Raw genomic sequence first — 17,557 nt, 5'->3', positions numbered from 1 at the left:
CCGCATCGTCTCGTCCCCTCCGCTGTTTGTCTCCCGCATCGGTGTGCGCTTGTGTCGCACCCGTTCCGGACGGCACTCTGTCCAGTTCCGTCCCCCAGTTTCGCATCCGGGCGGGGGCCGGGCGGCACGATCGGCCGGAAAGCGGGCAGTGGCCCGCCGGGCGTCAGACGTCGCCGTAGGCCTCCCCGCCCAGTTCCAGCCGGGCCGAGCCCGCCGTGGCATCGGCGAGCCAGGAGCGGAAGGACTCGATGTCCGCCTCGGGCAGCCCGATCTCGATGCTCACGCCCGTGCCGTAGGTCACGTTCCGCACCTCGCGGCCGGTGGCGCGCAGTTCGTTCTCCAGCTTTCCGGCGCGCTGGTGGTCGACGGTGACGGTCGCCAGCCGGAAGCGGCGCCGGGTGATGGTGCCCAGGGTGTCGAGGGCCTCGCCGACCACGCCTCCATAGGCGCGGATGAGCCCGCCGGCGCCGAGCTTGATGCCGCCGAAGTAGCGGGTGACGACCGCGACGACGTAGCGGGTCTCGCGCCGGACGAGCATCTGGAGCATGGGCACGCCCGCGGTGCCCCCGGGCTCGCCGTCGTCGCTGGCCTTCTGGACGGAGCCGTCGGCGCCGATGACGTAGGCCCAGCAGTTGTGGCGCGCGGTGGGGTGCTCCTTGCGGATCCGGGCGATGAAGGCCTGGGCCTCCTCCTCGGTCGCGGCGGGCGCGAGCGCGCAGATGAAGCGCGACTTGTTGATCTCGATCTCGTGCACGCCCTCGCGCGCGACCGTCCGGTATTCGTCGTGCATCCCGTAAGCCTAAATCGTCCCCCGATCCCGTCCGGATCTTGGCCGGATCTTGCGGGTGATCCCGGGAATGGTCGGATGGGGAAGCTCGTTGGAGCGGGCATGTACGCAGAACCGGGGATCATCCGGAAGATCATCGAGGGGACCGGGCCCACCTGGGCGGTGGTCGGTCTGTCAGCAAATGAGCAGCGCGCGGCGTTCGGCGTTGCCGAGTTCCTCCAGCGCCACGGCAAGCGCGTCGTGCCCGTGCACCCCAAGGCCGAGACGGTGCACGGCGAGCGGGGGTACGCCTCGCTCTCGGACATCCCCTTCGACGTCGACGTCGTGGACGTCTTCGTCCGCTCGGAGTTCGCGGGCGCGGTCGCGGACGAGGCGGTCGCGGTGGGCGCGAAGGCCGTCTGGTTCCAGCTGGGCGTGATCGACGAGGACGCGTACGAGCGGACGCGCACGGCCGGACTGCCGATGGTCATGGACCGCTGCCCCGCGATCGAGATCCCCCGGCTGCGCTGAGGTCCCGTCCCTCCCTCTAACCCCCATGTCCCCACGGCGGGCGTGCGCTAGCGTCAGTTCATGATCGTTCCGCGTATGGCCCGCCCCGAGGACGCCGCCGAGATCGTCCGGCTGCGTCGAGTGATGTTCGCCGCGATGAGCGGCCATGACTCCCCCGGCCCCTGGGAGGCCGCGGCCGAGGAGACAGCACGCCGGCAGCTCGCGGAGACGGGGCGGCCGGGGCTCGTCGGCTTCGTCGTGGACGGCGAACCGGGCGTCGACGGCGCCGGCCCGGAGGGCGCGCCGCGTCTGGCCGCGTGCGCGGTCGGCCGGATCGAGGAGCGGCTGCCCGCCCCGGGGCACCCGACGGGCCTGTTCGGCTTCGTCTTCAACGTGTGCACCGATGTCCGCCACCGGGGGCGGGGTTTGGCCCGTGCGACGACGGAGGCGCTGCTCGACTGGTTCGCCGGGCAGGGCGTCACGCGCGTCGACCTCCATGCCACGGACGACTCCGAGCGTCTTTACCGCGGCCTCGGTTTCGCCGAGCACTCGCTGGCGCTGTCGCTCGACGTCTCGCGGCGGCCGGACGGTATCGGCCGGCCGAACGGTGTCAGCCGGCCAGCCCGTCCAGGACAGTGACACCCGGCAGCGATGCGATGGCCTTGCCGGGCACGATGAGCTTGCCCCGGCGGCTGCCGCTGCCGATGAGCACGTACGGGCTGTCGGCGACGGCCGCGTCCACCAGCACCGGCCAGCCGACGGGCAGCCCGATCGGGGTGACGCCGCCGTACTCCATGCCCGTCCCGGTGAGCGCGGTGTCCATGGCCGCGAACGAGACCTTGCGCGCGCCGAGCTGGCGGCGTACGACGCCGTTGACGTCGGCGCGGGTGTGGCCGAGGACGACACAGGCGGCGAGGGTGGTCTCCCCACCGCGCTTCGCCGCGACGATCACGCAGTTCGCGGACTTCTCCAGCAGCCACTGCCCGTAGTGGGCCACGAGGACGGCGGTGTCGGCCTTCTCCGCCGCGGTGTCGACGTGGAGCAGCTCCTCCACGGGCACCGGGCCGCCCCAGCCCCGGATCGCCTCCGCCACGGGCGGGACCAGCAGCCCCAGCCGCTCGACGGCGGGCGCGACGTCGTCGAACGCCTCCATGGGCGTCGGGTTCTCGCTCACGATCGTCACCGTAACAGCCCCGCCGACGAGGGCGGTGGGGCGTCTCAGCCGGGGCGTCTCAGCGGGCGGGCGGGACGGCCACCGCCATGGTCATCTCGACCGGTTCGGAGCCGTCGTTGCGGTAGGTGTGCGGCACGTTCGCCTCGAAGGTGGCCGAGCTGCCGGCCGGCACCCGGTGCTCCGCCCCGTCGACGACGAGGGTGAGCTCGCCGGCGGTGACCCGCAGCAGCTCGACCGTGCCGGGCGGGTGGGCGTCCGAAGCGCTGCTGTCGCCGGGCACGATGCGCCACTCCCACAGCTCCAGCGGGCCGCGCGCGTCGGTGCCGACGAGGAGCGAGGTGTGGCTGCCAGCCTCGGTGGACCACATCCGCACCGCCTGCTCCCGGGGGACGACCCGGACACGCGCGCCCTGCTCGTAGTCGAGGAGGGTGGTGATGCTGATGCCGAGCGCGTCGGCGAGTTTGACCGTGGTGCCGACGCTGGGGTTGGTACGGGCCTGCTCGATCTGGATGATCATGCCGCGGCTGACCCCGGAGCGGGCCGCCAGGGCGTCAAGGGTGAAGTTGCGCTCGCCACGCCAGCGCTTGAGGTTACGGGCGAGTGACTGGGTGAGCTGATCGAGGTCCGTCACGTTCGATCCCGTCCAATATACTTTTCGCCAAGTTCAACATAATGAACTACGGTGTCCCGGACTCTTACTGTTCACCACACTGTACTGCGAGGTCCTTCCCATGACACCGGTCTTCGCCCTGGCCACCAGCCTCATGTGGGGGCTGGCCGACTTCGGCGGCGGTCTGCTCACCCGGCGCATGCCCGCCCTGACCGTGGTCCTGGTCTCCCAGCTGCTGGCCGTGGCCGCGCTGGGCTCCATCGTCGTCGCCACCGGCGGCTGGTCCGAGACCGGCCCCCAGCTCTGGTACGCGGTCGCGGCCGGCGTGGTCGGCCCGGCGGCGATGCTCGCCTTCTACCGCGCCCTGGCCCTCGGCCCGATGGGCGTCGTCTCCCCGCTGGGCGCGCTCGGCGGCGTCGCCGTGCCGATCGGCGTCGGGCTCGTCCTGGGCGAACGCCCGGGCCTGCTCCAGCTCGCGGGCATCGCGGTCGCCGTCGCCGGCGTCGTCCTGGCCAGCGGCCCGGGGCTCGGCGGCGCGCCCGTACAGCGCCAGACCCTGGTGCTCACGCTCGTCGCCGCCTTCGGCTTCGGCTCCGTGATGGCGCTGATCGCCGAGGCCTCGCACAACCTCACCGGGCTCTTCCTCGCCCTGTTCGTCCAGCGCCTGTGCAATGTGGTGGTGGGCGCGGGCGCCCTCTACGCCTCCGTCCGCCGGGGCGCCCCGGCCCTGCCGGACAACGGCTGGCAGGGCATCCGCGCCGCGCTGCCCGCGCTCGCCTTCGTCGGCCTGGCCGACGTGGCCGCCAACGGCACGTACAGCATCGCGGCCAACAACGGCCCGGTGACCGTCGCGGCCGTCCTCGCCTCCCTCTACCCGGTGGTCACCGCTCTGGCCGCCCGGGGCTTCCTGAGCGAACGGCTGCGCGCGGTGCAGGCCGCGGGCGCGGGCCTGGCGCTCGTGGGAACGGTCCTGCTGGCGACGGGCTGACGGCCGGGTACCGCCCCGGCGCGTCGCCGGGCTGTCCGTCGACGCGCCGCCGCCGGGCACGCCGCCCGACTGGTACGACCTGATCGCACAGGCCGGCTGGGGCGACCGTCCGGTCGCCCCATAGCGCGAGCGCTCAGACCTCGCGGTGGGCCTTCGCGAGTTCCAGGTACATCGTGGCGTTGAGCCGGATGTGCTCGCGCTCCTCCTCGGTCAGCTCCCGGCGCACCTTCGCGGGCACGCCCGCGACCAGCGAGCCGGGCGGCACCCTCATGCCCTGGGGCACGAGCGCCTGCGCGGCGACCAGTGAACCGGCACCGATCACAGCACCGTTGAGCACGGTCGCGCCCATGCCGATCAGCACGTCGTCCTCGACGGTGCAGCCGTGCAGCACGGCGTTGTGCCCGACGGTCACCCGCTCGCCGACGCGCACCGGGAAGCCGGGGTCGACGTGCACGGTGCAGTTGTCCTGGATGTTGCTGTCGGCGCCCAGCGCGATCGGGCCGCAGTCGGCGCGCAGCACGGCGTGGTACCAGACGCTCGCCCCGGCGGCGAGGGTGACGTCGCCGAGTACGACGGAGGTCGGGGCCGTGAATGCCTCCGGGTCGATCTCCGGTTCCCGCCCGCCCACGCCGGCGATCAGCGCTCGCTCCGTCATCGCCCCGGTCCTCCCTTGATCCATCACGACTGATCCACACAGCGCCCTTCGCGCCCCCGGAACGGTATCCCCCTCCGTCTCCGCCGCACATGACGATGACCCGAATGTGTCATCTATGAATAACTTTCTGGCTATTTGTACAGCCTCGTAATGCCAGAGCGGATCACGAAGCTGGAGGACGCATGCCGAGTTCGACCCCACCACCCGTCATCGTGCTGATGGACGGCGACCCGCTCCGCCGGAGCTCGCTCGCCGAGACGATCGCGGGCTGGTACGAGCAGGACTTCCAGGTCCTGCAACTGGGCTCCGGCGAATCCGCCGGCCTCGGCGCCCTGGCCGGGGGCGGCACACGGGTGGCGCTGGTGGCCGAGGTGGGCGAGGACAGCGCGGGGCTCGCCCGGACCGCCGAGGCGGCCAAGATCCCGGACGCGGCCGGCCTGGTGTCGCTGGTGCCCGACGGGGAGACGGCGGCCGTGACCGACGGCGGCGGCCCGGCGAAGGCCGGCTTCGTCGAGGAGGACGGCCTGCGGCCGACGCACCTCCGGCTCCTCGACAACCTGCTGTACGACTGGTGGCTGAAGGCGCCGGCGGATCTGCGGAAGCTGTTCGGGTCCGTCGAGATCTCGGGGAACATCAAGGCCAAGGGGGCCTTCAGGATCCGGGAATTCCTCACCGGGTCCGGCGTCGTCTTCCGCTGGCCCAAGGACTCCCAGGGCAAGGACATCCTGGTCAAGGTGACCCCGCCGGGAAAGTCGGCCGCCACGGAGCTCAAGAACCCGACGCTCGTCAAGCTGGCGCAGGCGCTCGGGCTCCTGAACACATCCCTGAAGGACTGGTACGACCTGGTGATCGTCGGCGGCGGGCCCGCCGGTCTGTCGGCGGCCGTCTACGCCGGCGCCGAAGGGCTCACCACCCTCGTCGTCGAGGACGACGTCCCCGGCGGCCAGGCGGGCACCTCGTCGAAGATCTGGAACTACCTCGGGTTCCCGGGAGGGATCCCCGGGCACACCCTGGCCACGTCCGCCTTGAAGCAGATCAAGGAATTCAAGGTGCACTGGCATCCGCTCGCCGTCGCGAAGGCCCTGCACCTCGGCACCGACACCGACCAGCCCTGGATGCTTCCCCACGAGGTCGAGCTCTCCGACGGAAAACGGATCAAGGCCGGTGCCGTCGTCATCGCCACCGGCATGACCTGGCGGCGACTGGCCGAGCGCACGCACGCCGACGAGCTGGAAGGCGCAGGCGTCTACTACCACGCCCTCATGACCGACCTCGACTACATCGAGGGCGAGGAGATCGCCATGGTCGGCGGAGGCAACTCCGTCGGGCAGGCCGCGGTCCACTTCGCGCAGAAGGCCAAGAAGGTCACGCTGATCGTCCGGTCCGGTCTCGGCATGTCCCAGTACCTGGTCGACGCGATCAAGCGCCTGCAGGACGCCAAGAAGATCGAGGTGCTGCTGAAGACCGAGGTCAAGGAATGCGTGGCCGCGAAGCCGAAGAAGGAACTGAAGGCCGTGAGGATCGGCCCCACCGGACAGGAGCCCGCCGACCGTGAGCTCGCCACCGAGTGGCTGTACGTGCTGATCGGCGGGGACCCGAACACCAAGTGGCTGGGCAAGAAGGTCCTGCTCGCCCCCAACGGCGCCGTCCTGACCGGACATCACGTACCCGGCCAGGAGGAACGGCTCAAGCAGGTGGAGAAGGAGGTCCGCGAGCGCGCGAAGAAGCAGAAGTGGACTCCGAAGAAGACCGAGGAGGAGGTGGCGAAGGCCGTCGAGGCCGCCAGGGTGCCGTCCACCGGTACCAGCGTCCCCGGGGTCTACGCGGTCGGCGACGTCCAGTACGCGGCGCCGCCCCGCGTCGGCGGGGCGGTGGGCCGGGGCGCCGCCTGCGTCGCCGACCTGTTCGGCTACATCAAGGAGTATCCATACCTCTTCCCGACCTACGCCGGAAAGGGCGGCAAGGGCAAGAGCTGACCGGGAACGCCGAAGGCCCCGGCGACTGCCGGGGCCTTCACGGGGTACGCGTCGTCACTCCGCGGCGGCGACGGCCTCGGCCTCGGTGGACCGCCCGGCGGCCGCCTCGCTCTCGCGCGCGGCCTTCTTGGCCTTGATCCGCATCACCACGAAGGACCCCAGGCCGAAGAGCAGCGCGGCCACCAGGCCGAGCCAGGAGAACTTCCCGATCCACTCCTCGGCGACCTTGCCGACGGTGTAGATCAGCGCGACCGTACCGCCGGCCCAGACGATGCCGCCGAGGACGTTGGCGATGAGGAACTTCCAGTACGGCATCTTCAGCACACCGGCGAGCGGGCCGGCGAAGATGCGCAGCAGGGCGATGAAACGGCCGACGAAGACGGCCCACATGCCCCACTTCGTGAACGCCTTCTCGGCGGTGGCCACGTGGTGCGGGCCGAAGTGCTTGGGGAACTTGCGGCCCAGCCAGTCCAGCAGCGGCTTGCCGCCCCTGCGGCCGATCAGATAGCCGATGGAGTCGCCGATGATCGCACCCGCGACGGCGCACCCGCCGAGCACGTACGGGTTGATGTGGTCCTGCGAGGCGGCGAGCAGCGTGGCGCTGACGAGCACGATCTCACCGGGCAGCGGGATGCCCAGGCTCTCCAGCCCGATCACTCCGCCTACCAGGAGGTAGACGGCGATGGCCGGAACTGTCTCGAGCCATTCCTGGATGTGCAACGCCGGATCCTCCCCGGTTGACGGCCCGCTTGCGCGCGGCCCGATGTGTACGACCTGCCGATGTGTACGGCCTGCCCCCGGCGCGCCGTGTCGCGCACGCCGGAAGCCTACCCGGAGGTGAAGACTCGGATCCGGGTCCGCTGGTTGAGGCGGGACGGTCACATCTTCGCCACACCGTCTTCGCCCCCCTCGGGGAAGCCGTCCGGCTCAGGCGGCCTCCCGGGCCGTGTCGGCGTCCAGCGCGGCGCCGAGCCAGGCGTGGGCGGAGCCCGCGGTGGGCTCGGGCGGACCGGAGGGCGGGCTGATCAGCTCGGCAACGAGCCCCCAGTAGTGATCGATCCGCGGGTCCGCGGCGAGCTGGCCGCCCAGCAGCCGGCGGAAGGCCGGGGTGTCGGGCGTGCCACGGGCGTGGGCGTAGGCGGAGACGAAGCAGTCGAGCGCCTCGCCGGGCCGCGCCGGGCGCCCCGCCCGCAGTTCCGCCGAGGCCAGCGCGTACGCCTCGATCAGCCCGTCGTAGAGGACGGCCGGGCGGTAGCCCTCCTCGGGCCGGTGCACAGCGGGCCGGTTGTCCGCGCCACCGCAGTCGCCCGAGACGAAGGCGTGCAGCCGGGCGAAGGCCAGTACCTGGGCGGGGGTCGGGTCCTCGGGGGGCGGGGGCACGGCCTGGTCGATGATCGCGGAGGCGAGCCGGGCCGGGAGCCTCCGGGGGATCCAGGCCCGCCAGAAGCGCACCAGCGAGGCCGTGCTGGGCGGGGTGGAGATGGAGCCGATCAGGAGCAGCCGGTCGGCGCGCTCCTCGGCCGGGCAGCCCCGGAGCAGTTGGAGGGCGGCCTCGCGCCAGCGCAGGGCGGCCATCCGTGAGCCGATCTCCCGCAGCCGCTCGGCGATGACGTCCTCCAGAACGCCGTCCAGGCCGCCGTCGAGGGCGTCCTCGCGGCCGAGGACCCGGCCCACGTCCGGGACCGGCAGGTCCAGGGTGCGCAGCGAGCGGATCAGCCGGAGCCGGTCGAGGGCCTCGGGGCCGTACCGGCGGTGGCCGCCGGTGCTGCGCCCCGCCTCGGGCAGCAGGCCGCGGTCGGAGTAGAAGCGGACGGTCTTGACGGTGGTGCCCGCGCGTTCGGCGAGCTCCCCGATGCTCCATGTGTCGTCGGCGGACAACGGGTTGAACCTCCCCCAGGTGGAGCTCTTACCGTACCGGCGAGCGCGGGCGGCCGGATCGGCCGGCCCGTGGACGACGGCTTACGAGGAGACGCGCATGACGGCATTCGTCCTGGTATCCGAGGCCTTCACCGGCGGCTGGATCTGGCAGGAGGTGGTCGCGGGGCTGAGGTCGGTGGGGGCGGAGGCGCATCCGGTGACGCTCACGGGCATGGGCGACCGGGCCCGTCCGGCGGGTCCGGGGACGGACCTGGAGACGCACATCGAGGACGTGGTGGGGGCGATCGACCATGTGGACGCGCCGGAGGTGGTGCTGGTCGGGCACGGCTACGGCATCCACCCGGTACTCGGTGCGGCCGGGCGCCGCCCGGGGCGCGTGGCCCGGATCGTCTATCTGGACTCCGGTCTGCCGCAGGACGGTGACGCGCCGCTCAAGGTGGTGCCCGACCCGGCCGTCCACGAACTGCCGGCGGGGCGGGACGGGGGCGACCGGCTGATCCCCGCGCCGGCACTCGACGAGTGGGGACGCTGGGGCAGCCTCGACGGCGTCCCGCGCGAGGCGCTGGAGCGGCTGACCCGGCTCGCCGCGCCGCAGCCGGCGGGCACGTTCACCCAGCCGCTCCGGCTGACCGAGGAGGTCGCCGGCCTGCCGACGACCGGTGTGCTGTGCACGTCCAACGGTTCAAGCATCGAGATGGTCGAGGCGTTCGTGCGGCTCGGCGATCCCCGGCTGCGGGCCCTCGTCGATCCCCGGGTGAGCTTCTTCGAGCTGCCCACCGGTCACTGGCCGATGCTCTCGTGCGCCGCCGAGCTCGCCGAGGTGCTCGTACAGGCCGCCGCGGGCGAGGGGTACCGGCTGTCGGTGGACGGGCGACCGCGTGAGGAGTCGTTCCTCCTGGAGGTGCCGGAGATGCCCCGCGAGCGGGTGGGGCGGGTCGATCTCCACCTTCCGGACGCCGACGGCCCCCGGCCGGCGGTGGTGTTCGTCCACGGCGGCCCGTTCCCGGCCGGCCTGCGGCCGACGCCCCGGGACTCGGCCACCTTCACCGGCTACGGCCGGTACGCGGCGAGCCTGGGCGTGGTCGGCGCGACGATGGACCACCGGCTGCACGACCTGGCCGACTACGGGCGCGCGGCCGAGGACGTCGCGGAGGCGGTCGAGCTCGTGCGGGCCGATCCGCGCGTCGACGGGGAGCGGGTGGCGCTCTGGTTCTTCTCCGGCGGCGGGCTGCTGTCGGCGGACTGGCTGGCGGCCGCCCCGTCGTGGCTGCGCTGCGTGGCCGCGACGTACCCCGTCCTCGCGCCGATGCCCAACTGGGGGCTCGTCCCGGACCGTTTCCGTCCCGCCGAGGCGATACAGCGTGCGGGCTCGCTGCCGCTCGTCCTCACCTGGGTGGAGCTGGAGCGGCCGGAGATCGCGGCGACGGTCGCGAAGTTCCTGACCGCCGCCGAGAAGTGCGCGGCCGCCGTCGAGATCGTCGACGTGCCGGGCGGCCACCACGGGTTCGAGACGCTCGACCACACCGAGGAGACCCGCCGGGCCGTGGAGCGGGCCATGGGGTCGGTGCTGGGGCACCTGCGGGGCTGATCCGGGGGAACGGGAAAGGGGCCCCTCCGCCGAAGGAGCGACGGAGGGGCCCGGAGGAAGTGACGCGGTTACGCCGTGGGGGCCGCGAGGCCCATGGCGATGAAGTGGAACGGCTGGGGGCTCCAGGTACCGCCCGGGTTCGCGGTGAAGATCACGGCCGTGGTCGGGGAGACGCTGTTGACCGTGACGATCGGCGTCGCGCTCCCCACCGCCGCCGTGGCCACGACGACCGGCACGGAGGTGAAGGGCTTCGCGAACGTGATCGTGAAGGTCGACGTCGCCGACCGGACCGAGGTGAAGCCGGTGCCCGTGCTGACGGCGCCGCTCGCCGCGACGGTTCCGTATATCCGCCGCTCCACCGGCTGCGGAGCGCTGATCCGGAAGCTGAGCTTCGACGACGTGACGCCGATGGTGAGGCCGTCCGGGACGGTGCGGTCGCCGGGGGCGGCGGTGGCCGCCGCCTGGACGTTGACGGAGTAGAAGCCGTCCGGCTTGTTGCCGATCGCGTCGGCCTTGAAGCGCACGAGCCGGCCGTCGGGGTCACGGCTCTCGATCGCCATCGGCCGGTTGATGCCCTCGTCGAGCTTCATGAAGCGGATCTCGCCGGTGGGCGGGAAGACCAGGCCCTCGGGGAGCTTCACCTGGATGATCTCGCCGGGGCCGACCGGGTCGCCGTCGACGTACACCTCGACCGTGAACGAGGAGTTGGCACCCGGCAGCAGGACCTGCGGGTTGGGACTTCCCTGAGCGATGTGGAACGCCATGTCTCTTCTTCCTTCTTCTCGGTGTGTGTTTCTCGGTGAGCGGTTGAGCGGTTGAGCGGTCACCCGTCGGCGACGGGTGCCTCGTGCGGGAGCCGGTCGCCCGGGGTGACCCGGTGATAGGCCGCGAGCTGCGCGGCGGCGATCCGGTCCCAGTCCAGGTGGGCCACCGTCGGCGGCCCCTTCGCGCCGAGCGCCGCGCAGCGGGCCGGGTCGGCGGTCAGGGTGACGAGGGCGGCCGCGTACGCGTCGAGGTCGCCGGGCGGGACGCGCACTCCCACGTCGTCGGTGACCAGGTCGCGCAGGCGGGGGATGTCGAAGGCCAGCACCGGGGTGCCGGTGGCCAGGGCCTCGGCGGCGACCATGCCGAAGGTCTCCCGGCGGCTGGGCACACAGGCCAGCCGGGCCGAGGCCAGCAGGTGGAAGCGGGCGGGGCCGTCGACGCGGCCCAGCCACCGGACGCGGTCGGCGATGCCGAGGTCGGCGGCCAGGGCGCGGGCATCGGCGGCGTGCGGGCCGTCGCCGGCGATGTGCAGGTCGGCGGTGGTGCGCGGGGCGGCGAGCGCGTAGGCGCGCAGCAGCAGGTCCAGGCCCTTCGACGTCGTCTCCAGGCGGCCGAGGTAGAGCACGTGGTCGCCCCGCCGGGCCACGGGCGGGACGAACGCGGCCCGGTCGACGCCGTTGGGGATCACTTCCACGCGCGCGGCCGGGTTGCGCCGGCGCAGCTCCTCGCCGAGGTCGTCGCCGACGGCGAGCAGCGTGGTGTGCGAGGCCAGCCCGCGCCGCTCGACGGCGCCGAACGGCAGGTGGAACTCGCGCGCCTTGTCGGTCGCGAACAGCCACTGCACCAGCCCGACGACCGGCCTGCGGGTCAGGTACGGGACGCAGACGGACGAGAACGGGGCGGCGAAGTCCTCCACCACGACGTCCGGGTCATGACGGCGCGTCAGCCTGCCCAGCCGGGTGACGACGACGGCGAAGTAGGCGATCTGCGCGGCGAAGCGGCTACGGGCGAGCGGTCCCGGACGCGCGGGCAGCGGCATGTACCGGACGCCGTCGCGGACGGTCTCGTCGGCGCCGGGCCACGGCGCGACGACGACGGTCACCTCGACTCCCCGCGCGGCCAGCCGCCGGTTGACCTCGTGCGTACGGACCGAGCCACCGCCCGCGCCGGGCCGCCGGGGGTCCTCGAAGCCCAGGTGGAGCACGCGGTACGGGCCGGGACGGCGGGGCCGGACGCGGACCGCGAGCGCCGCTCCGGTCAGGACGGCGAGCGCCGCGAGGGCCCACAGCACGGGGCAGGGCCGGAGGACGAACAGCGCGCAGCAGGCCGGGGCAGCCGCGGCGAGCGGTGCGGCGGCCCCCGCCGCCGGGCCGAGTCCGGGGACCCGGCGCCGCGCCCGTACGACCGTCACCAGCGCGACGGCGCAGGTCACGGCGGCCGAACACCAGGCCAGGGCCAGGGGGCGGTCGGCGGTGAGCGCGTAGCCGGTGCCTCCGGCCAGGCAGGCGAGCGCCAGCGTCACGACGGTCGGCCGGGCCGGGCCCCAGGTCTGGAACACGACGCTCGCCAGGGCGGTCGTGGCGCCCGCGAACCCGGCCAGGGCCAACGGCGGCAGCAGCGCGGCGGAAGCGGTGTAGTGCCGGGGCAGCACAAGCCCGGTGATCGCGTCGGGGCAGGTGGCGATGGTGACGGTGACGGCCGCGCCGGTGATCCAGTGCAGCCTCAGCGCGCCGCGGAAGCCGTCGCGTGCCGCCGGGGACCGGCCGGCCGCGAGCCGGGGGAAGACGACGGTGGCCAGGGCGGTCGACAGGAAGAGCGGTACCCGGGCGAGGACCAGCAGGGCCTGGTAGGGCGCCAGGCCGGCCGAGCCGCCCCGTACCGCCGTGGCGACGACCACGTCCAGCGTGAACAGCACACAGATGAGGACCTGGATGCCGCCGATGGCGGTGGCGCGCCGCCACAGCCCGTGGTCCGCGCGCACCGGTTCGTCCTCGTCGGCCGCCGCGGGCCCGCCCATGTCCCCTCGCAGGGCGACGAATCCGGCCGCCGAGGTGACGGCCGCGCCGGCGGCGAAGGCGCCGACGGCCCCGGCGCTCCCCCACCCGGCCGCGACGGCCCCGACGGTGACGGCGACCCGGACGGCCACCTCGGCGACCCGCAGCGCGGCCAGATGGGCGAAGCGCTCGCGCCCCTGGAGGTGTCCGGCCCCCACCGAGTTGAGCCAGAGCGTCACGCACGCCGCGGCCAGCCCGGCGAGCGGGCCCGGACCGGCGTACGAGGCGACGGCCCCGCACGCCGCGACGGCGGTCAGGACGGACAGGCCGAGCGCCAGCCACAGGCAGGTCCGCACCGACAGCCGCCGCCGTGCGCCGCCCGGGACGCTGTCGGCGACCTCGCGGGCCAGCACCCAGGGCACTGTGGCACCGGCGAGGGTGCCCACGCTGAGCAGGACCGAGGAGACGGCGGCGTAGACGGTGAAGTCGGCTGCGGGCAGACGGTGGACGAGGAACAGGGAGAGACCGTAGTTGCCCATGCCGACCAGCACGGCGGAGAGGGCGAGGGGCAGGGCTCCCCGCGCCGTTCCCTTCTGCCGGTTCTGCCGGTTCTGCCGGGGCACGGCGGGAGCGGTGGTGGCAGTGGCGGTCACCATCGTCACCCCTCCCTTCCGGAGCCGGCGACCAGGGCCCGCACGTCGTACACGCGCAGCGCGCCGACGGTCCTGCCGCGCTCGCTGTGGACGAGCCGGGCCTCGTGCTCGAGCACCCGGGGCAGCCCGGAGCCGATCCGCGCGTACCCCTGCCTCACCAGCTCGGTGGACAGCACGAGGTAGTCGACGCGGTCGCGCCGGAGGTCGGCCGTGGTCCGCCAGTGGGCGAACCGGGCGCCGGGCAGGACGAAGGACGCGCCCTCGTCGGTGGCCGCGACGACGCTGCCCTTCGGCAGGTGGGCGCGGGACCAGGCCAGGGTCCGCCGGAGGGCGTCGTCGTGGCGGGTGTGGACGCGCGCCCAGACGACGGCGTTCACGGTCAGGGCGGTCAGAGCGAGAGCGGTGAGGACGGCGACCGCCCCGGTCGCCACGGCCCTGGGCCGGAGGAGGATGTCGGCCGCGAGTGCGAGGGCGGCGGTGCTGGTGACGACCAGCGGGTAGAACATCTGCTCCTCAAGGGTGCCCACCGCCATCGCGTACATCAGGTGCAGCAGCGTGCAGGCGGCCCACGCCGTGATCAGGGTCCGGCCGGGTCGGCCCGTGAAGATCCCGGGCCGCCGGGCGCGGCACCACAGCAGCCATGCGGTGGCGGCGGTGCCGAGGGCGATCAGCGCGTAGGGGACGGCGAACTGGCCGAGCTGGACGAGCAGCCGGTCGGTGAAGGCGACGGTGCCGTCGTCGCTGTTGAAGCCGCTGATCTGCTTGATGCCCAGGGCGCGGGCGACGCCGTCGGTCTTCTGCGCCCACCAGGGCGCCCGGTTGCCGGTCGCCACCACCGTCACGACGTACACCGCGTACCCGGCGACGGTGACGGCGGCCGCCGTCAGCCGGATCCGCCGCGCCTCGCCGCGCGCGGCGATCCCCAGTGCGGTGACGGGCACGAACGTGCCCAGCGCGTACGGCTCCTTGGTGGTCACCGCGAGCGCGAACAGCAGCCCCGCGCCCAGGCCGGTGGCGGTCCGGCCGCGTGGGGTCGCCGGGGTGCGGGCGAGCACCAGCATGCCGAGCGCGGCGGCGGCCGTGGCCTGGGTCTCCAGCATGACGCGGCTGTCGAAGCGGTTCAGGAAGGGGTCCAGTGCCAGGAACAGCCCGGCGAGCAGCGCCAGCGGTCCACGGACGGCGCGGCGCAGCAGGGTGGTGACGGCGACGACGGTCAGCGCCCCGGTCGCGGCCACGACGGGCCGCAGGTCCAGCACCTGGTGGAGCAGGTCGCCGGAGGCGCGGCCGGTGAGGCGCATGAAGGCCGCGAGCAGGGCGAAGAGGGCGGGCGGGTGGAGGGCGAAGAACTGTCCGTCGAAGACGGGTCCTTGGCCGTCGGCGAGGTGGCGGCTGATGGCGGTGTAGTAGAGCTCGTCGACGTGCACGTCGTACGAGCGCCCGACGAAGGCCAGCCGCAGGGCGAGTGCGAGGGCGAAGAGGGCGCCGAGGAGGGCGGCCCGGGTGGTGGCGCGGCGGTGGCCCGTGTCATTCCGCCGCGCCCGGGCAGGGGGGTGGGCCTGCCAGCCGAGGATGTCGTAGTGGCGGGCGAGGCGGATGGAGACGCGGGTGTCTGCGGTGTCGACGCCTATGCGGGCCAGGACGGCTTCGGCGTCCCGTTCGTCGGCGCCGAGCAGGAGCAGTCCGGGGCGGGGGCCGGTGAGGTCGATGAGGTCGGTGGTGCGCAGGGCGGCGAGATCGGCGTGTTCGAGGACCTCGGCCGGGGCGCTGACGAGCGTGCACGCGTCGGTGACGGTGCGCCGCTCGGCGGTCTTGCCCCGGCCGGTCCCGCGCAGCCGGCCGTCCTCGGCGGTGAGCGCCGCGAGCAGGTGGGCGGTGGTGGCCGTCCAGCTGAACCTGGTCGCCCACGTGCGGCACTCGGCCTCCCAGTGGGCGGCGTCCCGCGGTGCCTCGACGGTGCGCAGGGCCTTGGCGAGGCCGGAGGCGAGATCGTCGTCGGGGCCGAGGAGCCAGCCGGTGACGTCGTGGCGGACGGTGTCGCGCAGCCCGGGGACGTCGTAGGCGAGTGCCGGCACTCCGGCAGCCGCGGCCTCCATCACGGACAGGCCCCAGCCCTCGGCGAGGGAGGTGGTGGCGGTGATCCACGCGGAGTCGACGAGGGCGTCCCGCTCCTCCTGGGGCACGCGGCCGTGCAGGACGACGCAGTGGCCGACGTCGAGTTCGTCCACGAGTGAGGCGAGCTCTTCGCGTGCCTCGCCGTCACCGACGATGTGCAGTTCCGCGCCGGGCAGTTCGCGGCGGAGGGCGGGCATGGCGTGGACGAGCCGGTCCACGCGCTTCTGTGTGACGAGCCTGCCGACGCAGACGACGCGCGGCGCGGGCGCGCGGTGGCGCGGCCCGGTGGCGGGCGGGGCCGCGTCGAGGCCGGCGGGCGCGAAGTGCACCGGGCCCCGCACGGCGAGCCGCCGGCGGATCTCGGCCCGGGTGGAGGGCGACACGGCGCACACCGCGCGCCGCCCGTACACAAGCCCGCTCCCCCGGCCCTCCAGCCAGCGGCCGAGACCGGCGACGGGGCGGGGGAACCACAGGGCGAACTGGCCTTGATGGACATGGTGGATCAGCAGCACGACGGGGGTGCGGCGACGCAGGACGAGCGGGGTGAAGAAGGGGATGCCGTTCTGCGAGTCGATGACGGCCGCCACCGAGCGGCGGTGGCGCAGCAGCCACAGCAGGACGAACGCGTAGACGGTGAACCGGCCGCCGCCGCGTACGACGGTGCCGAAGCCGGTGTCCTCGCGGCGGGCGGTGCCCTGGGGGCGGGAGGTCAGGTAGGTGACGCGGACGCCGGAGGCGTGGAGTTGCCGGGCGACTTCCTCGCAGTACAGCTCGGCGCCGCCCGCCTGCGGGTGGCGGCTGTCGCGCCAGTTGCACACGACGACGTGGCGGCCGCGCCAGTCCGGGGCGGCGGGGAGGGCGGCCCGTAAGTCCGTCGGATTCATCCCGCCCCCTCGGTCGCGGGGGCGGAAGGGGCAGAGGGGGCGGCGGGCGTGGCGAAGGCGGCGGGGGCGTGGTGGACGACGCGGGGCGGGAGGCGGTGCATGGTCCGGTGCAGCCGCCACAGTTCACCGGCCACGCGGCGGCCGTCGGCGAACGGCCGGAAGCTGGAACCCTCCTGGTCGCTCCAGACGACCGGGAACTCGGCCAGACTCAGCCCGAGCGCGCGGGCCCGGGCGATCACCTCGAGGTCGAAGGCGAAGCCGGTGGTGGTGACATGGGCGAAGATCCGCCGCGCGGCCTCGGCCTCGAAGAACTTGAACCCGCACTGGGTGTCCTTGACCGGCCCGGAGAACCGCCGTGTCGCCAGCCGGAACCCGGCCCCGCCGAGCCGCCGCAGGGCGGGCTGCCGGACGGGGACGCTCGCCCCGGTGCAGCGGCGGGAGCCGATGACGACCTGCCGGCCGTCCCGCAGGAGGGCGACCGCGTCGTCGATCGCGGTGGCGGGGGTGGCGAGGTCGGCGTCGCAGAAGCCGACCCAGCGCGCCTTGGTGGTGACCATTCCCCTGGCCACCGCGGCCCCTTTGCCGCGGCGGGAGCACCCGGTGACGGTGATGGGGATGCCGGAAGCGGCGAGCCGGTCCACGCACTCGGCCGTGCGATCGCTGCTGCCGTTGTCGACGACACGCAGCGCGGCGGTCAACGGCATGCCGCGCAAGTGGCCGGCGAGGGCGAGCACGGTGGGGGCGAGGCGCTGTTCCTCGTTGTAGGCCGGGATGACCAGTTCGAGATCGCAGGCGGTGGTGGCCGGCCGGGCGGTGGTGGCCGGCGCGGTGCCGGTTCCGGGTAAGGGGACGCGGGCGGCGTCCTCACCCGGTGGGGTCGCTGCTGTGCGGGGCGTACTCATGGCTGGGGACGTCTCCTCGGGCGGTGGCGTGCGGGCGGCGCGGGAGCCGGTGACCCCCTCGTGTACGGGCGGGGGCCACCGTCTCCGTCGTGCGGTCACCGG

Annotated in this window: 15 protein-coding genes; 5 read left to right on the top strand and 10 right to left on the bottom strand. The window is 73.7% G+C overall.

Translation table 11 applies throughout. The features are described from left to right. Positions 1-163 precede the first annotated feature (163 nt). Complete coding sequence (locus AB0E98_RS20080) at positions 164-790, bottom strand: YigZ family protein (RefSeq protein WP_361704262.1); 627 nt, start codon at positions 788-790, stop codon at positions 164-166. Positions 791-889: 99 nt separating this feature from the next. Between AB0E98_RS20080 and AB0E98_RS20075 the strand changes: the two genes are divergently transcribed. After that, a complete protein-coding gene (locus tag AB0E98_RS20075) occupies positions 890-1,297 on the top strand; it encodes a CoA-binding protein (RefSeq protein ID WP_361704260.1) in 408 nt (135 codons plus the stop codon). Between the two features lie 60 nt (positions 1,298-1,357). After that, positions 1,358-1,915 carry a GNAT family N-acetyltransferase gene (locus tag AB0E98_RS20070; protein ID WP_361704257.1) on the top strand — a complete coding sequence of 186 codons (558 nt, stop codon included), beginning with the start codon at positions 1,358-1,360 and terminating at the stop codon, positions 1,913-1,915. Here the strand turns inward: AB0E98_RS20070 and AB0E98_RS20065 are convergent. Next, positions 1,887-2,429 (bottom strand): YbaK/EbsC family protein, encoded by a 543-nt coding sequence (locus tag AB0E98_RS20065; RefSeq protein ID WP_361704523.1) that lies wholly within the window; start codon positions 2,427-2,429, stop codon positions 1,887-1,889. The genes AB0E98_RS20070 and AB0E98_RS20065 overlap by 29 nt on opposite strands. 79 nt (positions 2,430-2,508) lie before the next feature. Next, positions 2,509-3,081, bottom strand: coding sequence for an XRE family transcriptional regulator (locus AB0E98_RS20060; RefSeq protein ID WP_361704254.1), 573 nt, complete (start codon positions 3,079-3,081; stop codon positions 2,509-2,511). Positions 3,082-3,181: 100 nt separating this feature from the next. Here AB0E98_RS20060 and AB0E98_RS20055 point away from each other — a divergent pair, with 100 nt between their 5' ends. Then, on the top strand, positions 3,182-4,048 hold the full coding sequence (locus tag AB0E98_RS20055; protein WP_361704252.1) for an EamA family transporter: 867 nt from the start codon (positions 3,182-3,184) through the stop codon (positions 4,046-4,048). Between the two features lie 133 nt (positions 4,049-4,181). Here AB0E98_RS20055 and AB0E98_RS20050 read toward each other — a convergent pair whose 3' ends face one another. Continuing rightward, positions 4,182-4,703 carry a gamma carbonic anhydrase family protein gene (locus AB0E98_RS20050; protein WP_361704249.1) on the bottom strand — a complete coding sequence of 174 codons (522 nt, stop codon included), beginning with the start codon at positions 4,701-4,703 and terminating at the stop codon, positions 4,182-4,184. Between the two features lie 182 nt (positions 4,704-4,885). Between AB0E98_RS20050 and AB0E98_RS20045 the strand changes: the two genes are divergently transcribed. Beyond that, on the top strand, positions 4,886-6,679 hold the full coding sequence (locus tag AB0E98_RS20045; RefSeq protein ID WP_361704247.1) for an NAD(P)/FAD-dependent oxidoreductase: 1,794 nt from the start codon (positions 4,886-4,888) through the stop codon (positions 6,677-6,679). Between the two features lie 54 nt (positions 6,680-6,733). Here the strand turns inward: AB0E98_RS20045 and AB0E98_RS20040 are convergent, their stop codons facing one another. Beyond that, entirely contained in the window at positions 6,734-7,399 is a 666-nt protein-coding gene (locus tag AB0E98_RS20040; RefSeq protein ID WP_361704244.1) for a DedA family protein, read from the bottom strand. A gap of 207 nt (positions 7,400-7,606) precedes the next feature. After that, on the bottom strand, positions 7,607-8,557 hold the full coding sequence (locus AB0E98_RS20035; protein ID WP_361704242.1) for a MerR family transcriptional regulator: 951 nt from the start codon (positions 8,555-8,557) through the stop codon (positions 7,607-7,609). Positions 8,558-8,654: 97 nt separating this feature from the next. Between AB0E98_RS20035 and AB0E98_RS20030 the strand changes: the two genes are divergently transcribed. Continuing rightward, positions 8,655-10,145, top strand: a complete 1,491-nt coding sequence (locus AB0E98_RS20030; RefSeq protein WP_361704239.1) for an alpha/beta hydrolase — start codon at positions 8,655-8,657, stop codon at positions 10,143-10,145. A 68-nt stretch (positions 10,146-10,213) separates the two neighbouring features. On the opposite strand, the gene AB0E98_RS20025 is transcribed toward AB0E98_RS20030, so the two are convergent. The 4 genes from AB0E98_RS20025 to AB0E98_RS20010 are packed head-to-tail and all read right to left on the bottom strand — an operon-like array spanning position 10,214 to position 17,455. Then, on the bottom strand, positions 10,214-10,909 hold the full coding sequence (locus tag AB0E98_RS20025) for a hypothetical protein (RefSeq protein ID WP_361704238.1): 696 nt from the start codon (positions 10,907-10,909) through the stop codon (positions 10,214-10,216). Between the two features lie 59 nt (positions 10,910-10,968). Then, positions 10,969-13,560, bottom strand: coding sequence for a glycosyltransferase (locus AB0E98_RS20020; protein WP_361704235.1), 2,592 nt, complete (start codon positions 13,558-13,560; stop codon positions 10,969-10,971). Between the two features lie 2 nt (positions 13,561-13,562). Further along, on the bottom strand, positions 13,563-16,553 hold the full coding sequence (locus AB0E98_RS20015; RefSeq protein WP_361704232.1) for a glycosyltransferase: 2,991 nt from the start codon (positions 16,551-16,553) through the stop codon (positions 13,563-13,565). After that, positions 16,550-17,455, bottom strand: coding sequence for a glycosyltransferase (locus tag AB0E98_RS20010; protein WP_361704231.1), 906 nt, complete (start codon positions 17,453-17,455; stop codon positions 16,550-16,552). The genes AB0E98_RS20015 and AB0E98_RS20010 overlap by 4 nt, the downstream gene beginning before the upstream one ends. Positions 17,456-17,557 lie beyond the last annotated feature (102 nt).

It is taken from the genome of Streptomyces sp. NPDC037389 (genome assembly GCF_040636475.1).
Lineage (GTDB): Bacteria > Actinomycetota > Actinomycetes > Streptomycetales > Streptomycetaceae > Streptomyces > Streptomyces hesseae.
The sequence above is the reverse complement of the archived record's forward strand: the minus strand, read 5'-3'. Positions and strand labels throughout refer to the sequence as shown.